Source organism: Bacteroides bouchesdurhonensis, assembly GCF_900155865.1.
GTDB classification, from domain to species: Bacteria; Bacteroidota; Bacteroidia; order Bacteroidales; family Bacteroidaceae; genus Bacteroides; species Bacteroides bouchesdurhonensis.
The window spans coordinates 5,201,208-5,215,532 of the sequence record NZ_LT707006.1; the positions used below are offsets into that span (position 1 = coordinate 5,201,208).

Genomic DNA, 14,325 nt, shown 5'->3' on the forward strand with positions numbered 1-14,325 from the left:
GATCATCTGGCTTTGACGTATAACGGTAACCGGTTGCAGGCAGTCAAGGATGCGGCAACAAACTCTGTCTATGGGAATGGTACGGAGTTTAAAGACGGCAGTAACCAGACAACGGAATACACTTATGATAAAAATGGCAATCTGACTAAAGATTTAAACAAGGATATTAGTAAAATCGGATATAATCTTTTAAATTTGCCTGATGAGGTAACCTTTGCCAACGGTAACAGTATCCGGTATGAGTATGCTGCTGACGGGACGAAGCTTCGTACGGTACACAAGACGGGTGCTACTACCTTGACAACGGATTACTGTGGGAATGCGGTCTATGAGAACGGGGTGTTGAGGATGCTGCTCAATGAGGCGGGGTATGTGAGTTTCCCGGACAGGAAGTTCCATTTCTATTTGAAGGATCATCAGGGGAATGTAAGGGTTGTGGCAGACAAGGATGGTAATGTGGAGGAGATGAATGCGTATTATCCGTTTGGTGGAACGTTTACTTCAACTAATAGTGTTCAGCCTTACAAGTATAATGGTAAGGAGTTGGATGCGAAGAATGGGCTGAACTGGTATGAATATGGGGCGAGACAGTATGATGCCGCGATAGGGAGGTGGCATGCAATAGTTCAAAAATGTGAAAAGTACAATTATTTGTCTCTATATGTTTACGTTTTTATATTTACTCTGTTTGGACATAAAAAAGAAGGTACTAAGAAGCAGTTTCTTCGTTCCTAGTCACCTTCCGGTAATCGCATATGTTGATTGTACTTTATAATTATTTGCTATAAGCAGCCCAATCTGTATTCTTCATATCACCACTCTTGGCAAGTTCGGCATGCATACCCAATGCTGCTTGAATAGCGTGTGGAGTCTGCGCTTTGTCTCCTGCCAGTTTGAGGTAATCCCACAGCAATTGTTTGTAGTCAGGATGTGCACAGTTTTCGATGATAGCCTGTGCACGTTCTTTCGGGCTCTTTCCGCGCAGGTCGGCAACGCCTTGTTCAGTGATAACAATATTTACAGAATGCTCGCTGTGATCCTGGTGAGAAACCATCGGAACAATTGCACTAATCTTTCCTTCCTTCGCAACTGACGGACAGGTGAAGATCGAAATATAAGCATTCCGTGTAAAGTCTCCCGAGCCACCAATACCATTCATCATCTTTGTTCCTCCGATATGAGTAGAATTCACATTACCGTAAAGGTCTACTTCGATAGCAGTATTGATAGAAATGACACCGAGGCGACGAACCACTTCAGGACTATTGGAGATTTCCGACGGACGGAGAACCAATTTGTCGCGGAAGAAATCCATATCATTGTAAACACCTTCCAGACAGTCATTGGTAACAGTTAAAGAACAAGCACTACCAAACTTGATACGTCCTTCACGAATCAAACCGATTACAGAGTTCTGGATCACTTCAGTGTACATTTCGAATGGAGGAATTGTTTTGTCACGTCCCAATGCACCGAGTACAGCGTTAGCGATATTTCCTACTCCTGATTGCAAAGGAAGGAAACTTGCAGGAATAATTCCACGTTTCATGTCAGCAGCAAGGAAGTCGGCAACATTTTGACCGATTTTATCAGTCAATGGATCAGCAGCAGCAAAAGAACGTGCTTCGTCCGGCTTATTTGTTTCTACCACACCGATAATCTTTTTGGGGTCTACCTGAATATAAGGTAATCCGATACGGTCACTTGGCTTGTAGATAGGAATTTCGCGACGGTAAGGCGGGTCCAGAGGTTCGTATACGTCGTGCAATCCCATACCAGCTTTGCTATGTGCGCTGTTCAACTCAACGATAATCTGGTCTGCCAGACGACAAATAGTAGGAGAGATACCACCGGCAGCGGTCAGGTAAATCTTACCGTCCGGAGTCAGTTCGCAAGCTTCGATGATGGCAACATTTACTTTGCCCATGAAACCGTAGCGTACTTCTTGTGCCATTTGCGACAAATGGATATCGTTGTAAGCAATCTCTCCGTTGTTTACAGCTTTGCGGAAGTCGGAATTCGTTGTGTAAGGAGCCCGGTAACGAATTGCTTTGGCGCGTGCCATCACTCCGTCACATGATTCTCCTGTGGAAGCTCCTGTGAATATACCCACTTGAAAAGGATTACCTTTTACGTGCTCTGCCTCAGCTATTTTTGCAAGTTCGGCTGTAACAGCCTTAGCGGTTCCTGCAGGAGTAAATCCGCTCAAACCGATGTTGTAGCCATGTTTGATCAGGCTTGCAGCTTCTGCTGCTGAAATAAGATTGAATGACATAAATAGTATAAATTCGTGTTAGATTACAATTTTCTTTTATAGGTTCTTACTTTCTCGTTAATACTTACGGTGCATGATTTCTCCCCAGATGATAGCACGTCGTGCTTCTTCAATGGAGTGGATAGCAAAGTCCTCTTCGTTTTCTGAGGGTTCCAGAGAAACGGTAGATGAAGAAATATGCGGGTGACTCGATTGAGATTCAGCATTCTGTTGTGCAACGTTATTTTCGGAGCCAAACTGTGCGGCATGCTTTTTCTGGTTCTTTGGTTTTTGTGAAGGAGAAGTAGATTTCTTCGGAGTTGTTGCCGGTTGGAAGATATCTTTGGGTGAGAATATTTTGCCCCACGCCTCAGGCAAGGGAACAGTATCCGGAACTGTTTCAACAGTGGATTGCGTAGGAGGGACAGAACGTTTATCTTCTGTATGATCAACTGTTTTTCTTATCGATTTGACTATTCCTACAATAATAACACCTGCTAGCAAAAGAAACTTAAAAATATCTTCCATAATGTTGCATTTCTAAATAGTTGTCCGCCAAAGGTAAATATAATATCTGATTCAAGCTAACTTTTTGGTATGAAAAAAGGGCAGCTTCACAGCTCCCCTTAATTTTTTTAACCTAAACCTTAACTATGAAAAAATCTAATGTTTCTTTCATTGCACAAAAGTGAAAAATAAAATTAAAAATACCAAGGAATAAGCTTAGAAATGTTTATTCTATTAACATTAATTACAATTTTATCCTTTGAAATACAAGTTCTTGCTTTATTGGGGGCGAATAAAGTAGAAGGGACTAATAATTCTTTGTACGATACTTACATATTATATTCTTAAAAGTATAATTATCATTTTGGATATAGGATTTTACTGATTCGTATAATTAACTTCTAAAATCTCTACTTTTTAGGAGTTGTCTTCGTAATTTCCTGCATCTCTTTCAGTGTGAAACTGCCCAATAGCCGCATGACCGTAAAATCATCCTCTGTCGAATCTGCTATCATAACCATTTCGCTGATAAGATTCCCTTTTTGTTTGATATAGAAATTTACTTTTGTATTTTCGTCTTTTATCCGCATTAACTCTTCATACTCCTTCTTCATCAGGGCAGTAAAATCTTTCTTCATACTTTCCTTTATATTTTTGTCTTCAGAGGTGAGGATATGGAGGGATTCTATTTTGCTTTTCATATTCTCTAAGTTCAATCCCGGAGTATTGACAGAAGGCATCATCTGGAACATTTTCTTCGTGATGAAGACAGAGGTCACATTCTCTTTATCGGCATATTTGTCGAACAACGTATTTTGGGCAAAACAAAGATTTGCGCAAAACAACAATATTAGGGTATATAAATATCTCTTGGTCATATCATTCATTGTTTAATTGTTTATTTAATATTTTATTCACCTTATAAATCTCTTCACTGGTTTTATTGACTTTGGTAAGTCCTTTATTCAAGTTTGCCGACATCATAGCCAAAGCATTTTGAGCAACGGTCGCTGCTTCTTGCGGGTCGGTATATGTATCGGTCAGAGATGTTTCAGGACTATTCGTTTCAGAAAAGACGAATAGTACGGCACCGAGTATAGTGGCAGCTATTCCTCCCGCCCAAAAGAATAATCGTCGTTTAGGTGAGAATCTCTTGCCAGCATTCCTTGTCCTGCCGGCTTGCATTTCTTCCTTCGCCAGAAGATCAATCTTCCGTTCCAGCCTTTCCGATAGACCATCCGGTAGAGATGATTCCTCACGTAATGCTTTGTTTATTAATTCTTCTATTCTCTTCTCATCCATAATTGTTTGATTTATCAAATTTCTCTCGAATAAATTTCCTTGCCCGAAAAAGCAAAGTTCGTATGTTCGCGGTACTTAGTCCTGTTAGCTGCTCAATCTCCTCGTAGGAATAGTTTTCCATACTGTATAAGCGTAGTACTTGTCGCTGGTTATTAGGCAGCAGTTCGATTAACTTATGAACATACCGGATATCGTCTTTCTCTTCCTGCTCTTTCTCCGGTGACGAGTCGGTTGCAAGCACAATCTTTTCTAATGATTCCTCCCCTTCATTGTGTCGTGCTCTGGGTGAGCGAAGAAAATCCAAGCAGAGATTCTTGACCAGTGTTACTGAAAATGCTTCCGGATTCAAAACACCTGCTAGTTCATCCCGTTTGTTCCACAACTTACAGTAAGCTTCTTGGAGGATATCTTCTGCATCTGCCTGGTTCTCTACTAAAGCGTAAGCAATCCGGTAGAGTTTAGGGTGAAACGGGAGAAACCGTTTTTTGAATATCTCAACGTCCATTGTCTTTACGGTCATTGGTAAACTTTCCCATATGCTGAGGATCCATATTTCCCTTGATACGAATGAGTGCATAATCGTCTCCGGTTGTGAGAATCACTAGTTCTCGAATCTTGTTCTCCTCCATTTTGACTAAGATTCTCGTACGACTGTTATTCTTGTTGGATTTGATCATTGTTTCATATGCCGGATCCTTCAGGTTCTTGATCGCGGTCTCCAGACGTTCCTTCACATTCTGTTTACAGTCATTGAATCTTAAAATTTCTATGCCTTCCACTCCCATTGACTTTTTGAATAAAGCAAGCTTCATTGCTATGGTATCCATATTGACAGAAGTAATATCACTCTCTGTCCGGAAGTTTTTGAATAACTGGTCCACCTTCTGTTGCCCGTAACTCAATTGGGCAATAAGAGCGATTGTAGCTATCACAAGTATTTTTTTCATTGTACTCAGTATTTTATGTTAATATCTTATAGCCCTTCGTTTGCGCGCTTTTTGAGGGACTTTCAATAGGGAGACGAGATAAGGAACGGGTTTGTTACAAAATAAATGAAAAAATATGAGTTATCGTCTTTCGAAAGCAAACAAATTGTGTTTTCTTGCTCTGGTTTTCGATGAATTTTAGTTTGTTTACCTTGAATTTCAGTTCATTTTTATGATGAATTGAAAGCGAAGCCGTATCTTTGCAGACGAATTTAACAAGAATAACATATGAATGAACTGACGGGAGCGGACTTTAAATCCGCAACTGCTGATGACAACAAGAAGTTGTTTATCGAAACTTATGGCTGCCAGATGAATGTAGCCGACAGTGAGGTGATAGCCTCCGTGATGAAGATGGCGGGTTATTCGGTAGCCGATACGCTTGAGGAAGCTGATGCAGTGTTTATGAACACTTGTTCTATCCGTGACAATGCGGAACAGAAGATTCTTAACCGCTTAGAGTTTTTCCACTCACTGAAGAAAAAGAAGAAACGCCTGATTGTGGGTGTATTAGGTTGTATGGCAGAACGTGTGAAGGATGATTTGATAACAAATCATCATGTAGACTTGGTAGTAGGTCCGGACGCTTATCTGACACTTCCTGATTTGATTGCAGCTGTGGAAGCCGGCGAGAAAGCGATTAATGTGGAACTTTCCACTACCGAAACCTACCGCGATGTGATTCCTTCCCGGATTTGTGGAAATCATATTTCAGGCTTTGTTTCTATCATGCGCGGGTGCAATAATTTTTGTACATATTGTATTGTGCCTTATACACGCGGGCGTGAACGTAGTCGTGATGTGGAAAGTATCTTGAATGAAGTAGCCGATCTGGTATCGAAAGGTTATAAAGAAGTTACTTTGCTGGGACAAAACGTAAACTCCTACCGTTTTGAGAAAACCTCTGGGGAAGTGGTAACATTTCCGATGTTGCTCCGTACTGTAGCCGAAGCCGCTCCAGGAGTACGTGTTCGTTTCACAACTTCTCATCCGAAGGATATGAGTGATGAAACGTTGGAAGTAATTGCTCAAATGCCGAATGTTTGCAAACATATCCATTTGCCGGTACAGAGCGGAAGTTCTCGTATCTTAAAACTGATGAATCGTAAATATACTCGTGAATGGTATTTAGAGCGGGTAGCTGCTATCAAACGTATCATTCCCGAATGTGGGCTGACTACTGATATTTTCTCCGGTTTTCATTCTGAAACGGAAGAAGATCATCAATTATCTCTTTCCCTGATGGAAGAATGTGGATATGATGCTGCTTTTATGTTTAAATATTCCGAACGTCCGGGTACGTATGCTTCCAAACATCTTGAAGATAATGTGCCGGAAGATGTGAAAGTTCGTCGCCTGAACGAAATCATTGCTTTGCAAAATCGGCTGTCGGCAGAGGCTAACCAGCGGTGTGTCGGTAAGACCTATGAAGTGTTGGTAGAGGGGGTATCCAAGCGTTCGAGAGATCAACTTTTTGGGCGTACAGAGCAGAATCGGGTGGTTGTGTTTGATAGAGGAACACATCGTGTCGGTGATTTTGTGAATGTGCGTATCATGGAAGCGAGTTCAGCAACGCTAAAGGGAGAAGAAGTGTTATAGACTTATCCCTCCTTCTTTCTATTAAAAGTCCTTAAAGAAAGGTTATTACGTCACTTTTTATTTGTTTCTTTGCACCAAATTAGGGTATAGTGTTGTCTTTTGATTGGAGGGCAACACTTAATTTTGTGCAGAATTAATGGAGAAACTCACTATAAATGCTTGTCCGTTGTGTGGTAGTACGCACTTGAAAGGTGTCATGACTTGCACGGATTTTTATGCTTCGGGCGAACAGTTTGAACTGTATTCGTGTGAAGATTGCGGATTTACATTCACGCAAGATGTTCCGGTGGAAGCAGAAATTGGCAAGTATTATGAGACTCCCGATTACATATCTCATACTGATACGCGCAAAGGCGCGATGAATTCCGTTTATCACTATGTACGTTCTTATATGCTGGGCCGTAAAGCGCGTCTGGTAGCAAAAGAAGCATATCGTAAAACGGGGCGTCTGCTCGATATCGGAACAGGGACCGGTTATTTTGCAGATACCATGTTGCGTCGTGGATGGCAAGTGGAAGCGGTGGAAAAGAGTCCGCAGGCACGTGCTTTTGCATTAGAACATTTTGGCTTGGAAGTAAAGCCGGAGTCGGCTTTGAAGGAGTTTGAGCCGGGCAGCTTCGATGTAATTACACTCTGGCACGTGATGGAGCATTTGGAGTCACTTAATGAAACATGGGAGTTGCTTCGTGAGTTGCTGACTGAAAAAGGTTTGTTGATTGTGGCAGTACCTAATTGTTCTTCTTATGATGCAGAGCATTATAAAGAATATTGGGCGGCTTATGATGTGCCCCGTCACCTTTGGCACTTTACTCCTACTACTATTCAGAAGTTGGCTTCCCGTCATGGCTTTATTATGGCAGCCCGTCATCCGATGCCGTTTGATGGATTCTATGTATCCATGCTGAGTGAAAAACATCGTGGTAATTCTTTCAGCTTCCTGAAAGGTATGTATGTAGGAAGCATGGCTTGGCTCAGTGCAATGGGACGTAAAGAACGTAGTAGTTCTATGATTTATGTATTTCGGAAAAAAAGATAACGCATGGGAAATAAGAACAGACATAAACCGACCTCACTTTTCGACATGCAGTTTATCACGTCGAGTATCAGTACGACACTAGTATTGTTGTTGCTGGGACTGGTTGTGTTTTTTGTGCTGGCAGCGCATAATCTTTCTGTATATGTACGCGAAAATATCAGTTTCTCTGTTCTGATCAGCGATGATATGAAGGAGGTAGATATTCTGAAACTTCAGAAGAAGTTGAATAAAGAAGCTTTTGTGAAGGAATCCGAATATATATCCAAGAAACAGGCTTTGAAAGAACAGACCGAAGCCATGGGAACTGATCCGGAAGAGTTTCTTGGATATAATCCTTTTACGGCTTCTCTCGAAATAAAACTTCACTCTGATTATGCAAACTCGGATAGCATTGCGAAAATTGAGAAGATAATCAAAAAGAATTCTAACATACAGGATGTGTTATACCGGAAAGAACTGATTGACGCTGTCAATGAGAATATTCGGAATATCAGCCTTGTGTTGTTGGCACTCGCGGTGGTACTGACATTTATTTCTTTTGCATTGATAAACAATACGATCAGGCTTGCGATTTATTCCAAGCGTTTCCTGATTCATACAATGAAGTTGGTGGGAGCCAGTTGGGGATTTATCCGGCGTCCGTTCCTTCGGAAAAATGTGTGGAGTGGGGTGTTTGCAGCAGTGATAGCCGATACAATATTGATGGGTGCTGCTTATTGGGCAGTGACGTATGAACGGGAGTTGATTCAGGTCATTACTCCTGAGGTGATGTTGATTGTATGCGGAAGTGTGCTGGTGTTTGGAATAGTGATTACCTGGCTGTGCGCTTACATTTCTATCAATAAATACTTGAGGATGAAAGCAAATACGTTATACTATATTTGATATAGTTGTAATGTTAAGGGGGATTTATAATAGTTGATTCTTGGATTTTTAATTAATAATTAAATAAAACTATGGCTGACAAGCAGAAATTTGCTTTTGATAAGGTAAACTTTATCTTACTGGCAATAGGGATGGCGGTTGTTATTATCGGATTTCTATTGATGACAGGACCTTCGTCGTCCGAAACGGCTTTTGAACCGGATATTTTTAGTGTACGTAGAATCAAAGTGGCACCTGCAGTTTGCTTGTTTGGTTTTTTATGGATGATTTATGCTGTACTGCGCAAACCGAAAACGAATCAAACTGATTATAACAACACGACTGATATTAATAAAGAAGTACAATGAGTTGGTTAGAAGCATTGATCCTTGGATTGGTTCAGGGATTGACTGAATATTTGCCTGTAAGTAGTAGTGGACATTTGGCTATCGGATCGGCACTGTTTGGAATAGAGGGAGAGGATAATCTGGCGTTTACAATTGCTGTACATGTGGCTACGGTATGTAGTACGCTGGTTATATTGTGGAAAGAGATCGATTGGATTTTCCGCGGACTATTCAAGTTTCAGATGAATGAAGAAACCCGCTATGTGATTAATATAATAATTTCAATGATTCCAATAGGAATTGTAGGCGTGTTCTTTAAAGATTATGTAGAAGATATATTTGGTTCGGGATTGTTGATTGTGGGCTGTATGCTGTTGCTGACAGCCGTTCTATTGACGTTCTCTTACTATTATAAACCACGTCAGAAAGACAAGATCTCGATGAAAGATGCGTTTATTATCGGTTTGGCACAGGCCTGTGCAGTCATGCCGGGATTGTCACGTTCGGGTTCTACTATTGCTACCGGACTTTTATTGGGTGATAATAAGGCGAAGTTAGCACAGTTCTCTTTCCTGATGGTAATTCCCCCTATTTTGGGAGAAGCAGTGCTTGATGGCATTAAGATGGCAAAGGGAGAATCAGTGATGGGAGATATTCCTACGTTATCATTGATAATAGGTTTTTTAGCAGCTTTTGTTGCCGGCTGTTTGGCATGTAAATGGATGATTAATATTGTGAAGAAAGGAAAGCTGATCTATTTTGCTATTTATTGCGCAATTGCAGGATTGGTGACGATTATACTGAGCTGATGAATTTTAAAAAAGGAGAAGTACTGTTTTTCAATAAACCTCTCGGCTGGACTTCATTTAAGGTAGTCGGTCATGTCCGTTACCATATTTGCCGCCGCATAGGTATGAAAAAATTAAAAGTCGGTCATGCCGGAACGCTTGATCCTCTCGCAACAGGAGTGATGATTATCTGTACTGGTAAGGCTACAAAACGGATTGAAGAGTTTCAATATCATACGAAAGAGTATATCGCCACACTTCGGTTGGGTGCTACTACTCCATCCTATGATCTGGAACATGAGATAGATGTCACCTACCCTACAGAACATATCACAAGGGAAAAGGTAGAAGAAGTATTGACGCACTTTATCGGTGCTATCGAACAAGTTCCCCCAGCCTTTTCTGCCTGTATGGTAGAGGGTAAACGGGCTTACGAATTAGCACGTAAAGGCGAAGATGTAGAGTTGAAACCGAAGCAATTGGTGATTGACGAAATAGAGTTGCTGGAGTGCCGGTTGGATACTCCTGAACCGATGATCCGGATTCGTGTTGTATGCAGTAAAGGAACCTATATTCGTGCTTTGGCACGTGATATTGGCGAAGCACTCCAGAGCGGAGCCCATCTGACAGGATTGATTCGTACTCGTGTCGGCGATGTCCGGTTGGAAGATTGTCTGGATCCGGAACACTTTAAGGAGTGGATTGACCAGCAAGAAATAGAAAATGAAGAAGATAATAATTAACGTAATAAAGAATAGATATGAAACTATCACAATTCAAATTTAAGTTACCCGAGGATAAGATCGCTTTGCATCCTACGAAGTATAGAGATGAGTCGCGCTTGATGGTGTTGCACCGTCGTACTGGTGAAATTGAACACAAGATGTTCAAGGATGTTCTGAACTACTTTGATGATAAGGACGTATTTATATTCAACGATACAAAGGTATTTCCTGCCCGCTTGTATGGTAACAAGGAGAAAACAGGTGCTCGTATCGAAGTATTCTTGTTACGTGAGTTGAATGAAGAACTTCGTTTGTGGGATGTATTGGTAGATCCTGCGCGTAAGATTCGTATCGGTAATAAGTTATACTTTGGCGAGGATGATTCTATGGTTGCCGAAGTAATTGATAATACAACTTCACGCGGCCGTACACTTCGTTTCCTTTATGACGGACCTCATGATGAGTTTAAGAAGGCATTGTATGCGTTGGGTGAAACTCCCCTGCCCCATTCTATCATCAATCGTCCTGTAGAGCCGGAAGATGCGGAACGTTTCCAGTCTATTTTTGCTAAAAACGAAGGTGCGGTAACTGCTCCGACTGCCAGTTTACACTTTAGCCGTGAGTTGTTGAAGCGTCTGGAAATTAAAGGCATTGATTTTGCTTATATCACATTACATGCCGGATTAGGCAACTTCCGTGATATTGATGTAGAGGATTTGACAAAGCATAAGATGGATTCCGAACAGATGCTTGTTGATGAAAAAGCGGTGAATATGGTGAATCGTGCTAAAGATAACGGTAAGAGCGTATGTGCGGTAGGTACTACAGTGATGCGTGCCATAGAAAGTGCAGTCAGCACTGACGGACACCTGAAAGAGTTTGAAGGCTGGACGAATAAGTTTATCTTCCCACCATATGACTTTACGGTAGCTAATTCGATGATTTCTAATTTCCATATGCCTCTTTCTACTTTGTTGATGATTGTGGCTGCTTTCGGTGGATATGACCAGGTGATGGATGCCTATCATGTAGCATTGAAAGAAGGTTACCGTTTCGGTACTTATGGAGATGCAATGTTGATTCTGGATAAATAAACGGAGCTTTATGAAGATATGTCCGAAATGTCATGAAGAAGTAGAAGATAACTTCGATATCTGCTGGAGTTGTAACTATAGCTTTCCGGACGGTCGGGTATTGGATATAGCAGAAATTTCCGGGCAGCTGGTTGATCATGGAGAACGGCCGATAGATTGTTTGCGTTGTCATGTCAAAATGGAATATTCCGGCAAATATGAGTTTCATGAGGGTATGAATACCGGTTTCTTTGGAAACTTCTTCGAACTGTTTCAGAATCGTGAGGCGTTTCATTTGTATGTTTGTCCTCAGTGCGGTAAAGTAGAATTCTTTGTTCCTATGGATAAAGAGTATGCTATTAAAGCATTTCCTGCCGGAAAGAAGTAGTTTGCGATGTCGAAAGTATATCTGGGACTCGGTACAAACCTGGGAGATAAGGAACAAAATCTCCGGATTGCCGTACAAAAAATAGAAGAGCAGATAGGGAAAGTGATTTCCCTGTCTGCTTTTTATGTAACTGCTCCGTGGGGTTTTACTTCTGATAATAGTTTTTTAAATGCTGCCTTGTGTGTGGATACAGCGTTATCCCCATTGGAAGTATTACAGAAAACGCAAGGGATAGAATGTGATTTGGGACGTATCCATAAATCGGTTAATGGAATGTATAGTGACCGGGTGATCGACATAGACTTATTGCTTTATGATGATCTGGTTTTATCTGTTAAGTCTCCTTCAGGTGCTGAGTTAAATCTCCCTCACCCTTTAATGGCGAAGCGTGACTTTGTGATGCGCCCTTTAGCAGAAATTGCACCTGACCTGATACATCCTGTTTTGAGAAAGACAATGAAGAAGATTTTAAGCGATTTATAAAGCTTTTGCAGGATCTATATATTCATTATGCTGGGCATATATACCCACCCTGCTGTATCTATATATCCACTAATAGGTTTCTTATACGTTGATTATCAGTTGATTATTTTCTTTTCTTCTCCACAATGAAGCGTGGCATATATGCTATGCATCCAATCAAAATTGCATATAACAAGTGAATATCTTCAAATTCGATGTCCATAAAATGGCAGACAATTGCATAGATTGCTATGGTAAACCCCACATAGAGTGCCAGAACAAATATTGTTTTTAATTTCTTATTAATGACCATTGAGTGATTTAATTTTGAAAGCGTACCTTAACATACTTACGTTCTATAAAACGAATATTTATATGTTAAACATTGCCCAAAGATAAAAAGAATATTCGAATAATACTTATCTTTGTGCCCGAAATGAAAGTGTGGACAGATTTGAGTAGCTTGCAACCACGGAAAAAAATGCTAAAACATATCTTGTTGATGCCCTTCCGGCTGGTTCTTGCAGCACTCACCCTTCCTACTTATTCATTGATCATTTTCTAGTTTTAATTCTTAATTTATAAGAAGATGGGATACTTATTTACATCCGAATCGGTGTCAGAAGGACACCCCGACAAGGTAGCCGATCAAATATCGGATGCCGTACTTGACAAACTGTTGGCTTACGACCCCAGTTCGAAAGTAGCTTGCGAAACACTGGTAACTACCGGACAAGTGGTACTAGCGGGTGAGGTGAAAACAAAAGCGTACGTTGATCTTCAACTCATCGCACGTGAAGTAATTAAGAAAATCGGTTATACCAAAGGAGAGTATATGTTCGAAAGTAACTCTTGCGGTGTGCTTTCTGCCATTCATGAGCAGAGTCCCGATATCAACCGTGGTGTAGAACGTCAGGATCCGATGGAACAGGGTGCAGGCGACCAGGGAATGATGTTTGGCTATGCAACCAATGAGACGGAAAACTATATGCCGCTTTCACTTGATCTGGCACATCGTATTCTACAAGTGCTGGCTGATATCCGTCGTGAAGGCAAGGTGATGACCTATCTTCGTCCGGACGCCAAAAGCCAGGTTACGATTGAGTATGATGATAACGGAGCTCCTGTCCGTATTGATACGATTGTAGTTTCTACGCAACACGATGACTTTATCCAGCCTGCTGATAATACTGACGCTGCTCAACTGAAAGCTGACGAAGAAATGCTGGAAATTATCCGCAAGGATGTGATCGAGATACTTATGCCGCGTGTCATTGCTTCTATTCATCATGATAAAGTATTGGCACTGTTCAATGACCGTATAGTCTATCATGTAAATCCGACCGGTAAGTTTGTGATCGGTGGACCGCATGGAGATACCGGTTTGACAGGACGCAAGATTATTGTGGATACTTATGGTGGCAAAGGTGCTCACGGTGGTGGAGCCTTCTCCGGAAAAGATCCTAGCAAGGTAGACCGCAGCGCAGCTTATGCAGCCCGCCATATTGCAAAGAATATGGTTGCAGCAGGTGTGGCAGACGAAATGCTGGTACAGGTTTCTTATGCTATTGGAGTTGCTCGCCCGATCAATATCTATGTAAATACCTACGGTCGTGCCCATGTAAGCATGAGCGACGGTGAAATAGCTCGCGTTATCGACCAACTGTTCGACCTTCGTCCGAAAGCGATTGAAGAACGTCTGAAACTTCGTAATCCGATTTATCAGGAAACAGCTGCATATGGTCATATGGGACGTGAGCCTCAGATAGTGTCGAAAACTTTCCATTCTCGTTATGAAGGTAACAAGACAGTGGAAGTGGAACTGTTTACGTGGGAGAAACTTGACTACGTAGATAAGATAAAAGCAGCTTTCGGTCTGTAAACCGGAATTAACCCAATAGAAAGGTCGCCCGTTTTCGGTCTGCGTATGATTTTTGCAGTTACGAGGGGGCGACCTTTATTATTTTTTCCTAATTTTGCACCCACAATTGTAA

At 41.4% G+C, this 14,325-nt stretch carries 18 protein-coding genes; 11 read left to right on the plus strand and 7 right to left on the minus strand.

Annotation, left to right across the window (positions count from 1 at the left end):
* Window positions 1-735, plus strand: a 735-nt coding sequence (locus CZ225_RS22300) for an RHS repeat domain-containing protein (protein WP_317045360.1), incomplete at its 5' end; no start/stop codon positions are given.
* A 40-nt stretch (window positions 736-775) separates the two neighbouring features.
* Here the strand turns inward: CZ225_RS22300 and CZ225_RS22305 are convergent.
* The 6 genes from CZ225_RS22305 to CZ225_RS22330 form a co-directional block, all read right to left on the minus strand.
* The gene (locus tag CZ225_RS22305) at window positions 776-2,275 is read right to left on the minus strand and encodes a butyryl-CoA:acetate CoA transferase (protein ID WP_077155559.1); all 1,500 of its coding nucleotides are present in this window, start codon (window positions 2,273-2,275) and stop codon (window positions 776-778) included.
* A 57-nt stretch (window positions 2,276-2,332) separates the two neighbouring features.
* A complete protein-coding gene (locus tag CZ225_RS22310) occupies window positions 2,333-2,782 on the minus strand; it encodes a hypothetical protein (protein WP_077155560.1) in 450 nt (149 codons plus the stop codon).
* 389 nt (window positions 2,783-3,171) lie between these two features.
* Window positions 3,172-3,639: a DUF4252 domain-containing protein gene (locus tag CZ225_RS22315; RefSeq protein ID WP_077155956.1), complete on the minus strand. Its 468-nt coding sequence runs from the start codon at window positions 3,637-3,639 to the stop codon at window positions 3,172-3,174.
* 1 nt (window position 3,640) lies between these two features.
* On the minus strand, window positions 3,641-4,063 hold the full coding sequence (locus tag CZ225_RS22320; protein ID WP_077155561.1) for a hypothetical protein: 423 nt from the start codon (window positions 4,061-4,063) through the stop codon (window positions 3,641-3,643).
* On the minus strand, window positions 4,056-4,568 hold the full coding sequence (locus tag CZ225_RS22325) for an RNA polymerase sigma factor (RefSeq protein ID WP_077155562.1): 513 nt from the start codon (window positions 4,566-4,568) through the stop codon (window positions 4,056-4,058). Before CZ225_RS22325 ends, CZ225_RS22320 begins: the two co-directional genes overlap by 8 nt.
* Entirely contained in the window at window positions 4,558-5,010 is a 453-nt protein-coding gene (locus CZ225_RS22330; protein ID WP_077155563.1) for a DUF4252 domain-containing protein, read from the minus strand. The genes CZ225_RS22325 and CZ225_RS22330 overlap by 11 nt, the downstream gene beginning before the upstream one ends.
* A 267-nt stretch (window positions 5,011-5,277) precedes the next feature.
* On the opposite strand from CZ225_RS22330, the gene miaB reads away from it, so the two are divergent.
* The 9 genes from miaB to folK all read left to right on the plus strand — a co-directional run bounded on the left by miaB (window position 5,278) and on the right by folK (window position 12,352).
* Complete coding sequence (gene miaB, locus CZ225_RS22335; RefSeq protein ID WP_077155564.1) at window positions 5,278-6,648, plus strand: tRNA (N6-isopentenyl adenosine(37)-C2)-methylthiotransferase MiaB; 1,371 nt, start codon at window positions 5,278-5,280, stop codon at window positions 6,646-6,648.
* Between the two features lie 136 nt (window positions 6,649-6,784).
* Window positions 6,785-7,684, plus strand: a complete 900-nt coding sequence (locus CZ225_RS22340) for a methyltransferase domain-containing protein (protein ID WP_077155565.1) — start codon at window positions 6,785-6,787, stop codon at window positions 7,682-7,684.
* Between the two features lie 3 nt (window positions 7,685-7,687).
* Window positions 7,688-8,569 (plus strand): cell division protein FtsX, encoded by an 882-nt coding sequence (locus CZ225_RS22345; protein WP_077155566.1) that lies wholly within the window; start codon window positions 7,688-7,690, stop codon window positions 8,567-8,569.
* Between the two features lie 71 nt (window positions 8,570-8,640).
* Window positions 8,641-8,916 carry a DUF3098 domain-containing protein gene (locus CZ225_RS22350; RefSeq protein WP_025075523.1) on the plus strand — a complete coding sequence of 92 codons (276 nt, stop codon included), beginning with the start codon at window positions 8,641-8,643 and terminating at the stop codon, window positions 8,914-8,916.
* A complete protein-coding gene (locus CZ225_RS22355) occupies window positions 8,913-9,704 on the plus strand; it encodes an undecaprenyl-diphosphate phosphatase (protein ID WP_077155567.1) in 792 nt (263 codons plus the stop codon). Before CZ225_RS22350 ends, CZ225_RS22355 begins: the two co-directional genes overlap by 4 nt.
* Complete coding sequence (gene truB / locus CZ225_RS22360) at window positions 9,704-10,426, plus strand: tRNA pseudouridine(55) synthase TruB (RefSeq protein ID WP_077155568.1); 723 nt, start codon at window positions 9,704-9,706, stop codon at window positions 10,424-10,426. The genes CZ225_RS22355 and truB overlap by 1 nt, the downstream gene beginning before the upstream one ends.
* 17 nt (window positions 10,427-10,443) lie before the next feature.
* Window positions 10,444-11,502, plus strand: coding sequence for a tRNA preQ1(34) S-adenosylmethionine ribosyltransferase-isomerase QueA (gene queA / locus CZ225_RS22365; protein ID WP_077155569.1), 1,059 nt, complete (start codon window positions 10,444-10,446; stop codon window positions 11,500-11,502).
* Window positions 11,503-11,512: 10 nt separating this feature from the next.
* Window positions 11,513-11,869 (plus strand): hypothetical protein, encoded by a 357-nt coding sequence (locus tag CZ225_RS22370; protein ID WP_077155570.1) that lies wholly within the window; start codon window positions 11,513-11,515, stop codon window positions 11,867-11,869.
* A gap of 6 nt (window positions 11,870-11,875) precedes the next feature.
* Complete coding sequence (gene folK / locus CZ225_RS22375; RefSeq protein WP_077155571.1) at window positions 11,876-12,352, plus strand: 2-amino-4-hydroxy-6-hydroxymethyldihydropteridine diphosphokinase; 477 nt, start codon at window positions 11,876-11,878, stop codon at window positions 12,350-12,352.
* A 103-nt stretch (window positions 12,353-12,455) separates the two neighbouring features.
* On the opposite strand, the gene CZ225_RS24520 is transcribed toward folK, so the two are convergent.
* On the minus strand, window positions 12,456-12,644 hold the full coding sequence (locus tag CZ225_RS24520; RefSeq protein WP_077155572.1) for a hypothetical protein: 189 nt from the start codon (window positions 12,642-12,644) through the stop codon (window positions 12,456-12,458).
* Window positions 12,645-12,920: 276 nt separating this feature from the next.
* Between CZ225_RS24520 and metK the strand changes: the two genes are divergently transcribed.
* Window positions 12,921-14,213: a methionine adenosyltransferase gene (gene metK, locus CZ225_RS22385; protein WP_077155573.1), complete on the plus strand. Its 1,293-nt coding sequence runs from the start codon at window positions 12,921-12,923 to the stop codon at window positions 14,211-14,213.
* Window positions 14,214-14,325: the final 112 nt, after the last annotated feature.